Below are 19428 nucleotides of genomic sequence, written 5' to 3'. Positions count from 1 at the left end.
GTTATAAATTCAAATTTCTGGACACTTCTTCTTCGCTATAAATTTCTTCAATACAATCTAAAATTTTAGGAATATACGAACTTTGGTCCATATTGCGCATAGAAAGAGAAATGGGACTATAGGCTTCTAAGTCTAAGATATTTAAATAAGTTAGATTCTTCATTCCAATATCACAGGCGCTTTCTGGAATAATACATATACCCTCTCCAGATGCCACCAAGCCAAGCGCCATGTGAATTTCTCGTACTTCAGTCAGCTTGGCCGGCACAAGACCTAATTTAGTAAATAAAGCTTGAATAGTGGTCGAAAAATTGGGTTTAGGTGTTGTTGGATAAGAAAAAATTGTCTCATTAATAATTTGAGATAAATAAATTCCCGATTCTTGAAATTCACTTAATGGATGCTTTTTATGAATCGCGAGTTTTAATTTTTCTTTTCGAAGTAAAAGTCGTTTAATCGCTGGATCGCTAATGGGTAAACGACCAAAACCTAAATCAATTTTACCTAGTTTTAATGCTTCGACCTGATCACGTGTACCACATTCAATAAGCTCGACATGAATGTCAGGATTTTTTTGTCTAAATAGATAAATGACCTGCGGTAATCGCCCGTAAAGAAGCGAACTCACATAGCCAACTTTAACAACATTCTCGACTAGCTTCAGTTTCTTTGCCATAGAAGCAGCTTGAGCTGTATGGGTCAAAATCTGTACCGCATGTTGGTAAAAAAACAGCCCTGCTTCAGTCACTTTTAATGGACGTGAGCCTTTCACAAATAGATCAATGCCTAACTCCTCCTCTAGTTTTTTGATTTGGCGCGTGAGTGGTGGCTGAGCAATAAAAAGCTTTTCTGCGGCCTTAGTCAGACTTTGTTCTTCAACAACGGTAACAAAATAACGTAGATGTCTTAATTCCATTAATATACCTTTTTAGTATCTTAAAATACCGTTCTATATCTATTTTAGGCTATTACATTCTTCTATGGTATGTAAACAAGTTTGAAATAGTTGAAACTTCATGTATAGAACCATAGAAACCATACTTGTGGATATTCCAACTATCCGTCCTCACCAGTTGTCTGTGACTACCATGCGTACTCAGACTTTGGTGCTCGTTAAAATTACGACCATGGATGGTATTGTCGGTTGGGGTGAAGCGACCACCATTGGTGGACTGAACTATGGTGAAGAAAGTCCTGAAAGTGTCAAAGCCAATATTGATACTTACTTTGCACCATTACTCGCATCAGTTAAAGATTTAAATGTTGCTCAAACACTAAAACTGATTCGTAAGAATATTAATGGTAACCGTTTCGCGAAATGTGCCATTCAGACTGCTTTACTGGATATTCAGGCAAAACGTTTAGGCGTGCCGTTAAGCGAAGTTTTAGGCGGACGTCTGCGTAATAGTTTACCTGTACTTTGGACGCTCGCGTCTGGTGACACAGAAAAAGATATTGCTGAAGCTCGAAAAATGATTGAGTTAAAACGTCATAACACGTTCAAACTCAAAATTGGTTCACGCCCTTTGCAACACGATGTTGATCATGTGATTGCAATTAAAAAAGCACTCGGTGCTGATATTAGTGTACGCGTTGACGTAAATCGTGCATGGTCAGAGCTGGAATGTATTCAAGGTATTCAACAGCTACAAGATGGCGGGATTGATTTAATTGAACAGCCTTGTGCTATTCAAAATACTGAAGCACTTGCTCGTTTAACACGTCGTTTTGATGTCGCAATTATGGCAGATGAAGCTTTAACTGGTCCCGACAGCGCATACCGTATTGCAAAAAGCCATGGTGCTGATGTATTTGCCGTAAAAATTGAACAATCTGGTGGTCTGATCGAAGCGTGTGAAGTTGCCAAGGTTGCAGGTTTGGCTGGAATTGATCTTTATGGCGGTACCATGCTTGAAGGCCCTGTAGGTAGCATTGCTTCTGCTCATGCATTTGCAACTTTTGAAACATTAGCATTCGGTACTGAATTATTTGGTCCGTTATTACTTACCGAAGAAATTTTGAAGGAACCGCTACGTTACGAAAACTTTGAATTGCACTTGCCAACAGCTCCGGGCTTAGGCATTGAAATTGATGAAGATAAAGTCGAGAAGTTACGTCGTTAAGGCAACAGGATAAGGAGTTTCCCATGTTATTTCATGTACGTATGGATGTGCATATTCCACTTGATATGCCAGCCGACAAAGCAAATGAAATTAAGGCCGTTGAAAAGGCTTATTCGCAAGATCTGCAACGCCAAGGTAAATGGCGTCACATCTGGCGAGTTACAGGCCAGTACTCAAACATCAGTATTTTTGATGTCGAGAGTAATGAAGAATTGCACAATATTTTACAGGGTTTACCTCTCTATCCCTACATGAACATCGAAGTGATGGCACTTAATCGCCACCCTTCTTCTGTTCGTGATGATGATTCGTAAACCAAAAGAATTTTTTAAATGTGATCTCTGAAGTCCATTTAAAAACCAAGCAGATTATTCAGAAGGTAACAAGGAACGTGGCGGCAATTATTCGCTAGCAAGACAAAATGCCCGCAGCGCTGCCACCCAAAACCGTATTGCATACTTAAGGAGTTTTAGTATGAACCGTCAACAAATTGATGCGCTTGTAAAACAAATGAATGTCGACACTGCAAAAGGCGAAGTTGATGCACGTGTTCAACAAATTGTAGTGCGCCTTCTCGGGGATTTATTTCAAGCCATTGAAGATTTAGACATCCAACCATCAGAAGTATGGAAAGGTTTGGAATATTTCACAGACGCAGGTCAAGCAAACGAACTTGGTCTTTTGGCAGCTGGCTTAGGTTTAGAGCATTATCTTGATTTACGTGCAGATGAAGCTGATGCCAAAGCTGGTGTTACGGGTGGCACACCACGTACCATCGAAGGCCCACTTTATGTAGCTGGTGCGCCTGAATCTGTTGGTTTTGCGCGTATGGATGATGGTACAGAATCTGGCAAAATCGACACCTTAATTATTGAAGGTACTGTAACTGATACTGATGGCAATATCATTGAAAATGCCAAAGTTGAAGTATGGCATGCCAACAGTTTGGGTAACTATTCATTCTTTGATAAGTCTCAATCTGACTTCAACTTACGTCGTACCATCTTGACTGATGCTGATGGTAAGTATGTTGCATTAACAACTATGCCTGTAGGTTATGGTTGCCCGCCAGAAGGTACAACTCAGGCCCTTCTTAACAAATTAGGCCGTCATGGTAACCGTCCATCTCACGTTCATTACTTCGTTTCTGCACCGGGTTATCGCAAGCTGACTACTCAATTCAACATTGAGGGTGATGAGTACTTATGGGATGACTTTGCTTTCGCAACCCGTGACGGCTTAGTTGCAACAGCAGTTGATGTAACTGACCCAGCTGAAATTCAACGCCGTGGTTTAGATCACGCTTTCAAACACATCACATTTAACATTGAACTTGTTAAAGATGCCGCTGCTGCTCCTTCAACTGAAGTTGAACGTCGTCGCGCTAGTGCTTAATTGAAAGTATATGTGAGTTAAAAGTTCGCTTTTGACTCACAAAATTTATTCCATTTATTACTACCATTAAGAATTTAAGTAAATTTTTAGCGGTAGTAATACATCACGTTACCTCATGCTCTAGGGTTTCTCACATGATTGACAAAAGTAAGTCCTCACTAAGCGAGGTTCTATCGCAGATTAAAGATGGTGCAACCATTCTGATTGGTGGTTTCGGTACCGCAGGACAACCCGCTGAACTCATTGACGGTCTTATTGAACTCGGTGTTAAAGATTTAACCATCGTCAGTAACAATGCCGGTAATGGCGATTATGGTTTGGCGAAACTACTTAAAGCTGGTTCGGTTAAAAAAGTCATCTGCTCTTTCCCACGTCAGTCAGATTCTTATGTGTTTGATGAACTTTATCGTGCTGGAAAAGTCGAGCTTGAAGTAGTGCCGCAAGGTAATCTGGCATGTCGTATTCAGGCAGCTGGTATGGGCCTTGGGGCGGTATTTACCCCAACAGGCTTTGGAACACTTTTGGCCGAAGGTAAAGAGACCCGCCAGATCGATGGGAAAGATTACGTACTTGAATATCCAATCAAGGCTGACTTTGCCTTGATTAAAGCTTACAAAGGCGACCGCTGGGGCAATCTGGTTTACCGTAAATCTGCACGTAACTTTGGCCCGATTATGGCGATGGCTGCTGATGTCACCATTGCTCAGGTTTCTGAAGTGGTAGAGCTAGGTGGATTAGACCCTGAGCACATCATCACCCCGGGTATTTTTGTACAGCATGTTGTACAAGTAGCGCCAGCACAGTAAGCAATAAGGAGAAATAACATGAGCTACCAGAAACACAGCCGTGACCAGATTGCACAACGTGTGGCGCAAGATATTCCAGATGGTGCCTATGTGAACTTGGGTATTGGCCTACCAACCAAGATTGCGAGCTACTTACCTGAGGATAAAGATATTTTTCTTCATTCTGAAAATGGTTTATTGGCTTTTGGCCCACCGCCAGCTGCTGGTGAAGAAGATCCTGAACTGATTAATGCGGGTAAAGAGTTTGTGACCATGCTTGAAGGCGGCAGCTTTTTCCACCATGGCGACTCATTTGCGATGATGCGTGGTGGTCACCTTGATATTGCAGTACTTGGTGCATTTCAGGTTGCCGCGAATGGTGACTTGGCGAACTGGCACACGGGAGCACCGGATGCGATTCCTGCGGTTGGTGGTGCGATGGATTTGGCTGTGGGCGCTAAGAAAGTATTTATCACCACAGACCATGTAACCAAACAAGGTGAGCCGAAGATTGTGGCTGAGCTAACTTATCCAGTGACGGGTAAAAAATGTGTTGACCGTATTTACACTGATCTTTGTGTGATTGATGTGACCAAAGATGGTTTGAAGGTGATTGAGAAAGTGAAAGGTCTTAGCTTTGATGAGTTACAGGCTTTGACTGGTGCAACTTTGATTGATGCGACTCAAGGGTAAGTTTAAACAGCAGTAACTATCGTGACAGGCGACATGGATGTCGCCCGTTGGACAGGGAGGCAAGGAAGCCTCCTCTGTTCAACAAAGGTTTTTGTTACTTTTGACCTTTCAAAAGTAAGGTATCGCTTATGCAATAGACCTATGGATATCACAGTAAATTACAGCCGTGATGTTATCCGTTGATATGAAAATTTATAAATCATCACAACGGAGGCTTACCTGTTTAAGCCAGATACCACCAGCTAATTCGTGTCACTTTTTTAAAAAAGTAACCAAAAACCTTTGTTACTCAGACACAACATCCCTGTTGTGCTGAGCAACGAGGCGACATCCATGTCGCCACCGCGAAATACCTACGGAGAATGGCTAAAAGGCCTGAAGTAAAGGACAAAAGTTAGAATGAAAACCGCTTATATCATCGATGCCATCCGTACTCCATTCGGCCGTTATGCCGGTGGCCTTGCTCCTGTCCGTGCCGATGACCTGGGGGCTGTGCCGATTAAAGCCTTCATGCAGCGTAACCCGAATGTAGATTGGGAACAGGTCGATGATGTGATCTATGGTTGTGCTAACCAAGCCGGTGAAGATAACCGTAATGTCGGTCGTATGTCAGCACTGCTTGCAGGTTTGCCATACCAAGTACCGGCAACCACGATTAACCGTTTGTGTGGTTCTTCACTCGATGCCATTGCCATTGCTGCCCGTGCCATTAAGGCAGGTGAAGCAAATTTGGTGATTGCTGGTGGTGTAGAAAGCATGAGCCGTGCACCCTATGTGATGGGTAAGTCTGACAGTGCTTTTGGCCGTAGCCAGAAGATTGAAGACACCACCATGGGCTGGCGTTTCATTAATCCTAAACTTAAAGAATTGTATGGTGTAGACACCATGCCCCAGACTGCCGAAAACGTGGCTGAACAGTTCAACGTCAATCGTGCAGATCAGGACCAGTTTGCCTTGGTGAGCCAACAACGCACCACAAGCGCGCAAGCCAAAGGCTTTTTTTCTAAAGAAATCGTGGCAGTTGAAATCCCTCAACGTAAGGGTGATGCGGTGGTGATTGATACCGATGAACATCCACGTGCATCGACCACGCTTGAAGCTTTAAGCAAACTTAAACCTGTGGTTAAAGCAGATGGCACAGTAACAGCAGGCAATGCTTCAGGGATTAACGATGGTGCGGCAGCTCTACTGATTGCTTCCGATGATGCCATTCAAGCTTACAACTTAAAACCCCGTGCCAAGATTATTGCTTCAACAGCAGTGGGTGTAGAACCACGCATTATGGGTTTTGCTCCGGCACCAGCCATTAAAAAATTACTAAAACAAGCCAATCTGACTTTAGATCAGATGGATGTAATTGAGCTGAATGAAGCTTTTGCTGCACAAGCTTTGGCAGTGACTCGTGATTTAGGTTTGCCAGATGATAGCAACAAGGTAAATCCAAATGGTGGTGCCATCGCTTTAGGTCATCCACTTGGTGCATCAGGTGCACGACTAGTGACCACTGCCTTAAACCAGCTTGAACAAACAGGTGGTCGTTATGCCTTATGTTCAATGTGTATTGGTGTCGGCCAAGGTATTGCTTTGATTATTGAACGTGTTGAAGCACTTTAAGGAGAAACAAATGCCATCTTTTCAATCTGCCGATGCACAAATCAACTATCAAACCTTTGGTGAACCGTCTTCCCCAGCTCTAGTGTTTTCCAATTCTTTGGGCACCAACTATGGCATGTGGCAAAAACAGTTTAATGAGTTAAAAGATCAATTTTTTGTGATCTGCTATGACACTCGTGGTCACGGTTCGTCATCTACCCCTGACGGCCCATACACTGTAGAGCAATTAGGTGAAGATGTTGTTCGTTTACTGGATCATCTGAATATTAGCAAAGCTGCTTTTTGTGGTATTTCTATGGGTGGTTTAACCGGTCAATGGCTGGCGATTCATTACCCTGATCGTTTTAGTCATGTGGTTGTGGCAAATACTGCCGCTAAAATTGGACAAGAACAGGCATGGCTTGACCGTGCAAAATTAGTACGTGAGCAAGGTTTACAACCGATCGCAGCTACAGCAGCTTCGCGATGGTTTACAGATCCCTTTATCCAAAGTCATGCTTCAATTGTCAACAACCTGTGTAACGACTTAAGTGCTGGCAGCGCAATGGGTTATGCCAATTGTTGTGAGGCTTTGGCTAAAGCGGATGTCCAAGAGCAATTAAAAGACATTAAAATTTCTGTATTGGTGATTGCTGGAACTCAAGACCCTGTAACGACTATCGCAGATGGTGAATTTATGCAGCAACGCATTCCACAATCACAACTTGCAGAAATAGATGCCTCTCATATTTCCAATGTAGAGCAACCAGAAGCTTTTAATAAAATCCTAAAGGATTTTTTATTAGGTTAATTTAATGATTCAAAAAAAATGGCCTATAAAGGCCATTTTTTTATATCTCGTAGAAACTTAATATCGAATCATGACCGATTTTAATTCAGTGTAATCTTCAATAAATGCATCTGAAAACTCTCTGCCAATTCCTGAAGCTTTTACCCCGCCAAATGGAACTGATGGATCTAAGAACGTATGCATATTGACCCACAAGGTCCCTGCTTCAATTTTAGGAATCAAACGCAATGCTTTAGATAAATCATTTGTCCAGATACTTGCGGTTAAACCAAAGCGCGACTGATTCATAAGCTGAATAAGCTCTTCATCAGTTTCAAATGGCATTACCCCGACCACTGGACCAAAAGTTTCCTCTGAAAATAAAGGATCATCTGTATTTTTAAAGGAAATCAAAGTCGGTTGTACAAAATATCCTGCCTGATCTAAAGCCTCACCACCGGCAATAATCTGGTTTTTGGCTTTAGCCATATCTAAATAATGTTTCACTTTATTAAAATGTGGCTGATTAGAGAGTGGACCAAACATACTTCCTTCATCCATAGCCGATCCAATTTTGAAACCAGTGAGTGCTTTCGAGAGTTTCTCGACAAGTTCATCATGTTTTGTATGGTGTACAAAAAAACGCTCTGGGGATGCACAAACTTGACCTTGATGCATAAAAGTTGCTTGCAACAAAGTTGGTAAAATCTCATCAATATTTGCATCAGCCAAGATAGCTATCGCATTTTTACCACCCAGCTCCAGACTTACACGGGTTAAATCACTGCTCATCGCGAGCTTACCAATGGCAATGCCAGTTGGTACTGAACCTGTAAATGAGACTTTCTTCACAAGCGGCGATTCAATTAAATATTGTCCAGTCTCCCCCTTGCCTGTCACTACATTAATTACGCCAGCTGGAATACCTGCCTCGATGGCAAGTTCAGCTAAACGCAATAAAGATAAGCTGGCAAACTCACTTGGTTTAAGCACAATGGTACAACCAGTTGTTAAAGCTGAGCCAATTTTCCAAACGCCAATCATCAGTGAGAAATTCCAAGGCACAATACCTGCAACCACACCCACTGGTTGTCTTAAAGTAAAAGCTGTATATTTTTCACCTTGCATAGAAGGAATAGAAGGCTGCATGGTTTGACCATTAATTTTGGTTGCCCAACCAGCAAAATATCTTAAGAAAATAACGGATTGTGCGACCTCAAGATGTCTTGAAATATTGATAAGTTTTCCTGTAGACAACGACTCAAGCTGTGCAAGTTCTTCACCATGTTGCTCAATTAAATTTGCCAACTTATTTAGTTTAACGCCACGTTCATACGGCGTAGTTTCAGCCCAAGCATTTTGAAAAGCATGTTCAGCACTTTTAACGGCGCTTACTACATCTTGTTGACTACCTATACTAATTTGAGCAACAACTTGTTCAGTCGATGGATTCACAATATCCACTTTATCTAAAAGCTCAGCAGCAACTAACTTTCCATCAATAAAATGTCCATGTTGACGTGCCATAAATTGCTGCACGCTTTGTAAAATCTGAACTTCACTCATTTTTATTTCTCTCAATTCATTTAAAAGGATCTATTAATAGATGTATTGCAAAATTAACTGCGCATAGACATTGGTTTTGTCATCGTAGTTTTGAGTACCACCACTATGGATATCGTGTTTCGGTTTATAAAGCCCAACTAAAGGAATAACATTGAATTTTTTATTGACCGACCAGACCGAAAAGATATCTAACTCATGTCCATCCACATTGCTTAAAGACTTATTTACTGTTTTAAACTTATACGCCAAAGCACCCAACATAAAATTTTCTTGCAAGTTCATCATGTAAGAAACTTGATGAATATCTGCATTTTTATTGAATGGCCCAGCATAATTTCCGGCAACTTCACCTTGAAACCATGTGCCAAAGCCGACCGTATTCCCGTAAAACATAGGGTCGTATTGGTCTGAAAAATGGCTAAAACGATAGCCTAATGAGGGCGTATATTTTGAAGATAAAAAGTTATAGTTCAGTGCCAAGTAGCCAGCATTTTCTTGGCCATCTTTTTTATCTTGCACTACAAACTCAGTTTTGAGCTGTAGTTCTGGTAAAGGTTGATAATTCAAACGTAAAGCATAATTTTTAAGATCTTCGCGCCCTGAAACCTGTTCAGCATCATCAAGGTCTAATACATTTAAATAGGTGAACCCAACGCCCTTATCTTTAAGCTGATACATCAGATCAGTCACAAAGAGTTCAGGTGAAAATTGTGCTTTATTGTCGGACTTTAAATAAGCCAGTTTTAAGGTTGTGTTCTCTTGCGGTTTGTATTGAAGCAAACTTGTAAAATCAAAGCTTCGACGAGCTGCCAGATAATATGCCCCGCCACGGTCTAATGTACCATCCGCAGGTGCTTTACCGAGGTTTAACGCATCACCTGCAATGAAGAACCCGTCACCAATCATGATATTTTGCCGACCAATACTTAAATCATAGGTCGTCAACTCATCTTTATTGGTGCCATCTTTAAAACCAATGATCCATTCATTTACATCTGTTTTACGTTCTTTGCCACTACTATTTTGGCCGGCATCACCATCACCAAATGTTGCCGAGCTAATACCGCTCAAACTTGCATAGAGCTGATTGTTTTCAAAGGTGTACTGTCCTTTAGCACCATATTTAAGATGACCTTCTTGCCAATTAATTCTTTCATCCTCTAGATTTTCGCCGTTATAGCTTTTACCACTACTAAAAGCTCCAAAAGTTGCTTCAAAAGTTGGCTTAATTTCAAGCTCACCGGCATGCACAGTTGAAAAAAATGAGACAAAGAGAGTCCCTCTCACAACCTGAGAAAATAAATTTTTCATTGAGAAATTCCTTTTTTGCGAACGGCCTAACCGTGCTCAAGTGTGGGTAACCGATTCATTACCCACTCTAGATCATTTACTCGTTTAGTGATGGTCGTGCTGCGTGTTTTGCTCTTCTTCGCCCAAGTTTAAAGTCGGGGTGCTGTCAAAGAAGTTCCAAGGTTTGATAAGTGTATTGACCCACTCTGTAGGCATGATTGGCCATTCTTCAGCACGTGCTACATGGGTTGTACCAGTTGTCATCCACACCACAAGGTCTTTATTTTCAATATTTTCGTTGTTGCCAATGAATTGTCCTAACCCTGTGTCATGAGTCGAACGGTTTGAATATTTACCTTCAGGATAGCGCTCGTCTGGATTGTACTGAGTCACCCAAATTTGCTTATCCATAAAGTTCAAACGTTTAAATAACCATTCATCTTTAGAGAAATTAGCACCTTTCGCAACAGGGTGTGTTCCACCCGCAAACGGAATAAGTTGGTAAGAAACTGGATTACCTAATTTATTTTCCTTGTTAAAATTCGTGAGTAAGCGAATAGTGGATGGATCAAATTTTTCAGCCGCATTTTGCTCATTCGTAATGACTTTACTGTCAATTTGCATTGAGCTTGTACGGACACCACCTTTGTCATTGGCTTTCACCACAGGGTCCATATGTATAAAGCTGTTGTTTTCCCCGTCTACATCCATATCTAAGCGGAAGTTATAGATGTGTTGATGCGTTGTACCCACAATATTATGGTCAATTAAAGTTCCATATTTGGTGTCTTCTTTGGCGGTACTGTCATGCATGGTGCGTGATTTAACACCTTTAACAGCTTCAATACCCGTCGCACCCGCATTAATTCCAATTACACCATTTTGGGCAAATACCCAGTCAAACATGTAATCGTAGTTCCCAACCGTACTAATCCAACGCACAACAAGCTCACGGCGTGCTTCACTTGCATCCTGATCACCAAAAATTTCTTGGTGTTTATATTCAGGGCCAGCATATCGCTCAAAAATTGCGATTGCATTTGGAATCACTTGTGGCTGACCTTTGTAGTCTGCAATCACAGCATCAAGTAAAACTGCATTTTCAGGTGCATCAGTTCCAAGTTGAATGGCTGATGTGAGCGTTCCCATTCCGTACTCACCGGAGTCCAGATAAGACTTAAAGTACCATCCCATGTCAGGGTCACCATATGGAACCACCATTCCACCAAGGTTACCTTCATACATGACTTTACGTTTTACGCCTTTATCTTTATATGTCACGGTTGAAAGCTGTAAGCCAACACGAGAGTCTAGTGCGACATGGAAACACCAATTACCCCAATGTATAGTTTGACCGGTAATGCTAAAGTTTTTGCCCTCAGGTTCAGTAATATTGAGTGGCTTTAGCTTATTTGGTACTGGCTTATTCGACATATAAGGTCGATTTGCCATTGGTACAGGAATGATTGCACCTTCTTCAATCTTAATAATTTTTTCTTTATCTAAATCGACTACAGCAACTAGATTTTCAATAGGATGCGCCCAGTAGTTACCATCCCCTACATCTAGGTAAGCAACGACTTTTAATATATTAAGTTGTTTATCCAGACCATCTTTACCGCCAAAATATCCAACAGTTAGCGGAGTAGCAATCACTTTCTTCACATCGGTAATGCCACGTTTGCGTAAAGCTTCCTGATATTCTTTACTCGTCTCAATTACACGCTGTACGGCTTCAAAATTATCGAGCAACACCATTCCATGAGTGTTTTTAAGTACATTCCATTTGGTGACTTGTTGAGTATTAAGATTAACTTCACCTTCAATCGCTTGGGTACCTTTTAACAAAATGAAAGATGCAATTCGAGCGTCTGTATATTCTTTGTGATTGATGAAGTAGTCCCAAACTTTTGCTTTTTCAGGTTCTTTAAGCTTTAATTCGGCAAAACGCATATTTTTATAGGCATATTTTGAGCGGTTAATCACATCAAATGTCTTTTTAATTTCATCGGAATTTAAACTATTGAGTGGATGAAACGTATTTTCAATTTTAAAGGTTTGATCTAACCCAGACTGGAAAACTTCATTAAAAAAATCTTTTCCAATAACAGGTTTACCATCTTTGACTAATAAAGGGACACTGAGTTTAAAAGGTTTACCATTTATCAAAACCTGATCTGAATTGGGTTTGGCCCGAACCACCATAGAACCTTTGGTGATCATATAAGTATTAGTAAAATCGTCTTTGACAACTTTAGCACCTTGCTCACTCATATTTTGATAAAGTGAGACCATTTCGGCCTTTCCACCATGAGCAAACGCTTGAGTATTGAGTCCCCAAAAGCTTGCAGCGATTGATAAGTTAAGTGCCAGTATTTTTTGTATGTCATTCAATAATCGTTGTTTACGCATTGGTTTCATCCTTTTGATCTATCCCTGAACTATCTGAATCAGACAGTTAAAATGCACTTTCCTGTGAGTGAAATTCATTAGATTAACTTAATAGTTTTATGATTATTAAGCTTATCTAGCCTGCTCTAATGAATTTAATTTCAACACAGTTACATAGGGCTAGCTTGTTCAAGAATGACGTCGAACTTGTCTAAAAATGACATTGAGAGATGAAAGTTTTAAACCGAGATACCCTCTCTAAATTCTTTAGGAGAAATGCCATAAGTCTTTTTAAAGATCTTTGAGAAATGCGCCCCGTCCCAAAAACCCCATTTCAAGGCAATCTGGGTAATCGAACTCTGTTTGTTCTTTTTATCAAGTAAATCTGCTTTGACTTTTTCTAGGCGTTTGAGCTGTATATATTTGTTAATAGATAAATTTTCTTGAAGAAATAGACGATAGAGATGGCGTAGAGATACCCCAATATGTTCTGCAATTAATTTAGGAGTTAAATCTGGTTTTGCTAAGTTCTCAATAATAAAACGCTCGGCTTTTTCCATCAGGTTATTGGAACTATTAATATTTTTATAATTGATTGTAGGTTTAATTAGGGCAATTAACGCATCTTCAAAAGCATTACCGTCTTCGGTTGCGTACCAAAGTTTGATGTTTTCAGCAGACATATTTTTCAAAATATTCTTGAGTAAAAAACCACTCATATTTTGCGTAATCAGTTTTCCAAAATATTCGGTACTAATATTTTCTTTCAGTAATTTTTCACGCGACAGATGGACAGAAATCTGACTTACCAAACCTTGCGGATACATCGAAATGGTTTCGACCGGATCGACCAACACAATATCGCCTTCATTCAGGCTTAGCGTTTCATTTTTATACTCGAGCAGCATTTTTCCCGAATACTGCAAAATCAAAAAACAAAAACGGTTATTCACTCGATCAATTTCATCGGCTTTTCGGACAATTTTATTGGCATTGTTTTTAATAAAAGCAATTTCAGTATCGCCCAATAAAAAGCACTGAACTTCACCAATGAATAAATTACGGGTTCCGTCAAAATCGGTTTCAAAATTGCCGCACACACTTTTAATATGGTGCGTCCATGTGAGTAAAGCATCACTTACATATTGGTTCATCCCTTACCTCTCTATACATGTGCCACCGCTCAAGATTTTGCGTTTGTGGTGGTGCACTGTCTTGGCTTATTTACAATCTTGTTTTATTGATAAACAATTTATGTGCCAAAAATTCCTTATCCTTGGAATTCTTTTGATGATAGTCAGTTAGATGTAAAGAAGCTGATAAATCAATTCAATTTATCAGCTTAATGAGGCTTATGCTACTCCTGCAAAGTCTCGCAGCATGGTAATAAAAATATCCTTTTGTTCCTCAGAATATTTTTTAAACACTTCATTTTGGTGGCTATCGGCAATATCAAATAAATACTGTGCCGTTTGTTTACCTTTCTCGGTCAGTGCGTATAAATTATCGTGATCGACCAGCAATCCTTCAAATTTTAAAATTTCGGCCGATCTCTCAACCTCTTGCATTGGCATAGCAATATCTCGTGGTAAATCTTCTTTACTTGAAGCAGTACCACTTGCCAAAACCAGCAACAGCCGTGATTCACTGGTACGGAATCCAGAAGCCATTTGTTTAGGAATATAGTCAGTCTGATAAGCTTTAAAAGCACGACTCATCAAATAGCAAACATTATTATATAAGTGCCCATAATGTGTTTGGTCTACGCCATTCTCTTCAGTTTGTTTCACTTGAAGGCTTGGATGCGGCATGACACAAGAATATGCGCCTTGATGGTAGACCAACGGGCTTCGACCTTGGTCATGAAAACGGACTACCTTGCCAACAATAATCCAGTGGTCACCACCTTCAATCACTTGATAACGTTCACACTCAAACACCGCAGAACAATTTTCTAAAATTGGTGCGCGTCCAGCACCAAGTTGAAAGTTTGTGTCTGCAAATTTATCAATATTGCGTCTCGAAAACTTATTAGACAGTTCAATTTGCGTGCCCGATAAAATATTGACGGCAAAATGTGTCGCTTCTTCAAATACCGAAAAACTTGAAGACTTTTTATCAATACTCCACAAAATAAGTGGTGGGTCGAGAGACACCGAGTTAAAACTATTTGCGGTTACACCGACTTTCTCACCTTGTGCATTTTGTGCGGTAACAATGGTAACGCCTGTTGCAAAATTTCCTAATGCTCGTCGGAACTGTAATGGATCGACCGTAAACTCATCTATTTGTTGTAATACATTCATCATCTTTCTCCTAAACCTTCTCTTACATCCATATAAATCGCGAGAGCATTAGATATCTAAAACTAATCTCGGTGTTTTAGAGCGTGAACAGCACACCAATATTTGCTCATTGCTGGCCTTTTCTTCATCAGTAAAATAAACATCTCGATGATCGGGTTCGCCTTCAATCACATCACACATGCAGGTTCCACATACGCCTTGCTCGCATGACATTTCGATCTCGATGCCTTCTTTAGCCAAAGCCTGCAAAATGGTTTCACCAGCTTCAACCATAATGATTTTTCCGCTACGTTCAGCCACCACTTCAAATGAATCTCCCGAGGTGTCAGTTTCGACTTGGAAATATTCTTTGTGGATTTGCTGCTCAGGAAAATTGTGAGTCGTAGCAAGGTTAATCACCCAATCCATAAAACCGACTGGACCACAGGTGTAAATATGGCTCTCAAGATCAATATCTTTAATGGCAGATTCAAAAAATGCTCGGTGGCTTGCACCTTCCGATTTAAAATGAAAAGTTGTGTGTTTTGCTAACTCACCATTTTTAATTTCATCAACAAAAGCACAGTTTTCTGGGCTAGCCCCGCAGTAGTGAAGCTCAAATGATTCGCCTTCATGTGCAAGTTGATATGCCATTGTGATTAACGGCGTAATTCCAATTCCACCGCCAATCAATACGCTGTGTTTGGCTTTTAAAAGTGGAAATAAATTTTTTGGCTCACTCACCTGAATTTGCATGCCATCTTTAATTTCATCAAAAGCCGAAACTGAGCCACCACGTGATTCAGGGTCACGTAAAATTCCAAGGCGGAACTTACCTTCATCATTTGGATTTTGGCAAAGTGAATATTGACGCACCATACCATTCGGTAAGTGCACGTCAATATGTGCACCAGCTTCAACTTTTGGCAATGTTGCAGAAGTTGCAGACTCAAATTCCATGACTGCAATATTTCCGCCTTCAACATGGCGATTTTTAACGACAACATCATAAAGTGTAGTCATGATTTAACTCCCTTTTCATGCGTAGCCTATTGGCTTAACGCATGAATAAACCACCGTTAATATCCCATGTTGCACCAGTCACAAAACTCGCATTTGGACTCGCAAGCAACCCACAAGTTTCAGCAATAAAATGCATACTTCCTAAGGCTTTAACCGGAATATTCTGGATGAACTGTTCCATTTTTTCATCTGGCACCACGCTATGAACAATTGGAGATTCCATTGGGCCCGGTGCAACCGCATTGACCGTCACTCCTTTTGCAGCAAATTCTTTAGCAAAAATTTTGGTTAAAGTCACAATCGCACCTTTGGTTGCCGCATAGTGTGCACCTGTTGCAGTACCGCCATTTTGTCCTGCTAACGACGCCATATTTATGATGCGTCCATAACCCTTTTTAGCCATATATTGACCAATAATTTGGCAAGCTTGGAAGGTACCGCGTTGGTTGACTTGGGTCACCCAATCAAAATCGGCTGCGGTAATTTGTAATACTGGCGTTGCTTTGGTGACGGTAGCATTATTAATTAACACATCAAGTTTAGAAAATTTCTCTTCTATCAATTGCACTGCTGCATAAAAATCTGCCTCAACCGAAATATCTAATTTCAAGGGAAACATATTTTGGGCATACTGACTTTGAGCCTTGGCATTTTCGGCTTTTTCAAGCGTACTTGCCGACAAAATCACTTGATGGCCTTGGCTCGCAAAATATTCAGCAATCACATTACCGAGTCCAGAAGCAGCACCTGTCACTAAAACAACCTGTTTCATGTTACCGCTCCTAAAGAATGTAGCTAATACCAGCTAAGGTATCGGTTGAGTTAACCAAGTTAATGATTTTACGGTTAATCTTAAAACCTGTAGCTGCATCACGAGTTAGATGGTAGGTAATATCAGCTGTGTAATGCTTGAGGTTTTCTTTACGGAATTCACGTAAGTTTTGAGCACAGCGTAAAACGATTTCATCATCCTGATCTTGAATCACTCGTACACGAGAAATGCTACGCACAGTATTTGCTTTAGGCGCTGTAGAAATCGCTTCACCATTTTCAAGACGCTGTACACGCAAAGTACGCATATGATTATCGTCATAGGCATAATTTAAGTTGTTTTCGTAGTCCGTTAAGTTTGGGTCAATTGGGATGATATAAACGCCTTTTTCATTCCATAAATTGAGCCATTCACGGTATTCACTGTGATCTAACATATCTGCTTCAGCCCAGATGAAAGCAGTGACTTCATTTAATAATTGCAGATTCATATTCATTGCTCTCTCCTTAAGCCGTCATCATCTTTTTCCACTGCTGATATGCTGCACGCATACCTGTTTCAGCACTGACATCACTTTTTAAGCCATCTTCAGTTTTGACTTCGCCCGGCAAACCTCGGTTGAGCATGATCCATAAATCATTACCAGCATTGGCACCGTGTTGTACGCGTTCCCAAGCTTCAGAGTCATCTGGCGTACCAAAACCAAATGGACCTTGGAAATGTTCATGCAAACGTAAGCGATATTGGTTGGCAATTTGCGGACCACCATCCATCGTAATCACCGAGTGATGAATTTCTGTTTCAGCAACTGAAATTGGCTGTAACACTCGGAAGAACGCCATTGAACATGCAATATTCGGGAATAAATTTAAGTTAAAGCCAGAACCACCAACTGCACGCACAATACGGCGTACTTCTAATTCCTCATGGCCTTCGTCGCGCAAAGCTTGAGCCAAGTCTTCGAAACGCTCTTGAATTGGACGTTCCATGAGCTCTTCTTCTAAATCGACCAGTTCAGGAATCATCACCATGACACTGTGACCGTTTCCTAAGTCTTCAACAAAGCCCGGTTGGTTTTCGAAGTTAAAGAGCTCTTCGGTTTTTTCATCTACAGAACTTAAGAATGACTTGTGTACTAACGGGAAATGATATGCATCTGTAGTATTTTCAAGCTGGATTTTCCAGTTACCCGGGAAACGGAAACGGTGTTCACCCAACACTTTAATTGGATAACCCGCGCCTTGTTTCATAAACAGATCAATCCATTTTTTTGCTGGCCCAAGGAACTCATCAAGCGGTTGAATGTCTTCTTTAAATGAAGCGAAGATCATGCCGTTATATTCTTCTACCCGTAGGCTCACCAGCGGTAATTCTGACTTATCTAAACAATCGCCGTAGCTTTCCGGAGATGGCACACCACGTAAACTACCGTCAAGTGCATAACTCCAACCGTGGTACGGACATACAAAACTATTAGTTTTTCCTTTTTTATGTTCGCATACGGTTGCTGCACGATGACGACAACGATTTAAAAGTACATGGACTTTCTTTTTACGGTCACGCACCACAACAACAGGCTGTTTACCGATATTAATAGTTTTATAGCTTCCGCCTTCCGGAATTTCACTCGCATGTGCAACCCACACCCAAGTGCTATAAAAGATTTTTTCCATCTCTTCATCAAAAATGCGTTCATCTTTATAAAGAGAAGTATGAGCACGGTCACTTTGAACCAAAGCATCGTAATCAGTGCCAATGTTATGCGTTGGGATAATACTGTTCATATCAATAGTCCTTTTAAATATGTCCTGGGTCATTCATGGGAAGGTACCGGCAATTCGGCTTCGCTGTGCCAATGCGATACGGGACGACTGAAAATATTCTGTGTTTGGAAATGTTTAATTTTCCATATTCCATCTGCTTGCTTTTGAAACTTCACGTTGAGCTTTGCTGTATTCAGATGACTACGGCCATCTTTAAATGTTGAAGTTTGCAACATCAGCCAAGAAGCATTTGCATCATTTTGATTTACATAAATTTGTTCTGAATTCACAAAGTGGGCATTCATAACAAAGTGAGATTCTTTTTGGGTATAGCTTTTAAACATGTCGTAAATCGACTGCCAAGAATCATAACGGCCAAAGGATTTGGCATATTTCTCGCCAACGCCTTCCCAAATACAGTCTTGATCAAAAAGATTCATCAGCTCATCAAGGTCTGTATTTGCATTAAGCTCGTCACAGATTTCCATATAACGGTTCAGGCAGTTACGAATGGCGTTGTGCGCTTCTAACTGTTCTAGCCGCTCTATGATTTCTGCAAAATTCACTTTGTCATTCATTACGGTCGCCTTAACGTTGGATAATTAATTCGCGTCCAACACGAGCTTCAACTTTGCAATATTTCCAAAGTTTGTATGGACCTTCACCCACCACCGTAGTTCTAAACAAGTTACAAGCGGCATGAACTGTTTCAATATCTGGAACATCTGCAAGCAAGTATGTCGTCCATGGCCAACCTGCACTTGGGCCAACCATGCTTTGGTCATCATCAAGATTTCCAAAAACATGCACACCCGGTAAGTCATGAATGCCATTCCACATTTCACCAAACGCTGCCCAAACCGCTTTTGCTTCAGCAGGTTCTGCATCAAAAAAGTTTTGGTTAATACCCATGCAGAACAAGACGCGTAATGATTTTTTAGCTTCCATTTCAATATCCT

The 19428-nt window shown here is 40.7% G+C and carries 19 protein-coding genes; 7 read left to right on the top strand and 12 right to left on the bottom strand.

The features are described 5' to 3' along the window. Window position 1: 1 nt before the first annotated feature. A complete protein-coding gene (locus tag HJG58_RS10280) occupies window positions 2-916 on the bottom strand; it encodes a LysR family transcriptional regulator (RefSeq protein ID WP_005074181.1) in 915 nt (304 codons plus the stop codon). Window positions 917-1016: 100 nt separating this feature from the next. On the opposite strand from HJG58_RS10280, the gene HJG58_RS10275 reads away from it, so the two are divergent. The 7 genes from HJG58_RS10275 (at window position 1017) to pcaD (ending at window position 7400) form a co-directional block, all read left to right on the top strand. After that, window positions 1017-2123: a muconate/chloromuconate family cycloisomerase gene (locus HJG58_RS10275; protein WP_170248784.1), complete on the top strand. Its 1107-nt coding sequence runs from the start codon at window positions 1017-1019 to the stop codon at window positions 2121-2123. Between the two features lie 23 nt (window positions 2124-2146). Continuing rightward, entirely contained in the window at window positions 2147-2437 is a 291-nt protein-coding gene (catC, locus tag HJG58_RS10270; protein WP_003651954.1) for a muconolactone Delta-isomerase, read from the top strand. A gap of 160 nt (window positions 2438-2597) precedes the next feature. After that, entirely contained in the window at window positions 2598-3518 is a 921-nt protein-coding gene (gene catA, locus HJG58_RS10265; protein WP_002113693.1) for a catechol 1,2-dioxygenase, read from the top strand. 134 nt (window positions 3519-3652) lie between these two features. Continuing rightward, window positions 3653-4324, top strand: a complete 672-nt coding sequence (locus tag HJG58_RS10260) for a 3-oxoacid CoA-transferase subunit A (RefSeq protein ID WP_032053885.1) — start codon at window positions 3653-3655, stop codon at window positions 4322-4324. 18 nt (window positions 4325-4342) lie between these two features. Continuing rightward, window positions 4343-4996 carry a 3-oxoacid CoA-transferase subunit B gene (locus HJG58_RS10255; protein ID WP_170248783.1) on the top strand — a complete coding sequence of 218 codons (654 nt, stop codon included), beginning with the start codon at window positions 4343-4345 and terminating at the stop codon, window positions 4994-4996. 399 nt (window positions 4997-5395) lie between these two features. Then, on the top strand, window positions 5396-6610 hold the full coding sequence (gene pcaF, locus HJG58_RS10250; RefSeq protein WP_170248782.1) for a 3-oxoadipyl-CoA thiolase: 1215 nt from the start codon (window positions 5396-5398) through the stop codon (window positions 6608-6610). Between the two features lie 10 nt (window positions 6611-6620). Continuing rightward, the gene (gene pcaD / locus HJG58_RS10245) at window positions 6621-7400 is read left to right on the top strand and encodes a 3-oxoadipate enol-lactonase (protein WP_170248781.1); all 780 of its coding nucleotides are present in this window, start codon (window positions 6621-6623) and stop codon (window positions 7398-7400) included. 57 nt (window positions 7401-7457) lie between these two features. On the opposite strand, the gene HJG58_RS10240 is transcribed toward pcaD, so the two are convergent. The 11 genes from HJG58_RS10240 to HJG58_RS10190 form a co-directional block, all read right to left on the bottom strand. Then, window positions 7458-8945 carry an NAD-dependent phenylacetaldehyde dehydrogenase gene (locus HJG58_RS10240; RefSeq protein ID WP_170248780.1) on the bottom strand — a complete coding sequence of 496 codons (1488 nt, stop codon included), beginning with the start codon at window positions 8943-8945 and terminating at the stop codon, window positions 7458-7460. Between the two features lie 33 nt (window positions 8946-8978). Beyond that, window positions 8979-10196: a hypothetical protein gene (locus tag HJG58_RS10235; RefSeq protein ID WP_170248855.1), complete on the bottom strand. Its 1218-nt coding sequence runs from the start codon at window positions 10194-10196 to the stop codon at window positions 8979-8981. A gap of 144 nt (window positions 10197-10340) precedes the next feature. Further along, window positions 10341-12656, bottom strand: a complete 2316-nt coding sequence (gene tynA, locus HJG58_RS10230) for a primary-amine oxidase (protein ID WP_170248779.1) — start codon at window positions 12654-12656, stop codon at window positions 10341-10343. A gap of 209 nt (window positions 12657-12865) precedes the next feature. Further along, on the bottom strand, window positions 12866-13780 hold the full coding sequence (feaR, locus tag HJG58_RS10225; RefSeq protein ID WP_170248778.1) for a transcriptional regulator FeaR: 915 nt from the start codon (window positions 13778-13780) through the stop codon (window positions 12866-12868). Between the two features lie 198 nt (window positions 13781-13978). Next, window positions 13979-14935, bottom strand: a complete 957-nt coding sequence (locus HJG58_RS10220; RefSeq protein ID WP_080592267.1) for a p-hydroxyphenylacetate 3-hydroxylase reductase component — start codon at window positions 14933-14935, stop codon at window positions 13979-13981. A 45-nt stretch (window positions 14936-14980) separates the two neighbouring features. Then, window positions 14981-15934 carry a PDR/VanB family oxidoreductase gene (locus tag HJG58_RS10215; RefSeq protein WP_170248777.1) on the bottom strand — a complete coding sequence of 318 codons (954 nt, stop codon included), beginning with the start codon at window positions 15932-15934 and terminating at the stop codon, window positions 14981-14983. A gap of 34 nt (window positions 15935-15968) precedes the next feature. Continuing rightward, window positions 15969-16706, bottom strand: a complete 738-nt coding sequence (locus HJG58_RS10210; protein WP_170248776.1) for an SDR family NAD(P)-dependent oxidoreductase — start codon at window positions 16704-16706, stop codon at window positions 15969-15971. Between the two features lie 10 nt (window positions 16707-16716). Continuing rightward, window positions 16717-17202, bottom strand: coding sequence for an aromatic-ring-hydroxylating dioxygenase subunit beta (locus HJG58_RS10205; RefSeq protein WP_002120925.1), 486 nt, complete (start codon window positions 17200-17202; stop codon window positions 16717-16719). Between the two features lie 10 nt (window positions 17203-17212). Then, entirely contained in the window at window positions 17213-18490 is a 1278-nt protein-coding gene (locus HJG58_RS10200) for an aromatic ring-hydroxylating oxygenase subunit alpha (protein WP_170248775.1), read from the bottom strand. A gap of 29 nt (window positions 18491-18519) precedes the next feature. Continuing rightward, window positions 18520-19047: a nuclear transport factor 2 family protein gene (locus HJG58_RS10195; RefSeq protein WP_170248774.1), complete on the bottom strand. Its 528-nt coding sequence runs from the start codon at window positions 19045-19047 to the stop codon at window positions 18520-18522. Between the two features lie 10 nt (window positions 19048-19057). After that, window positions 19058-19417, bottom strand: coding sequence for a hypothetical protein (locus tag HJG58_RS10190; RefSeq protein ID WP_000387554.1), 360 nt, complete (start codon window positions 19415-19417; stop codon window positions 19058-19060). Window positions 19418-19428 lie beyond the last annotated feature (11 nt).

Source organism: Acinetobacter geminorum (genome assembly GCF_013009345.1).
In the GTDB taxonomy this organism is placed as follows: Bacteria; Pseudomonadota; Gammaproteobacteria; order Pseudomonadales; family Moraxellaceae; genus Acinetobacter; species Acinetobacter geminorum.
This window is presented reverse-complemented; position numbering and strand designations above follow the sequence as displayed.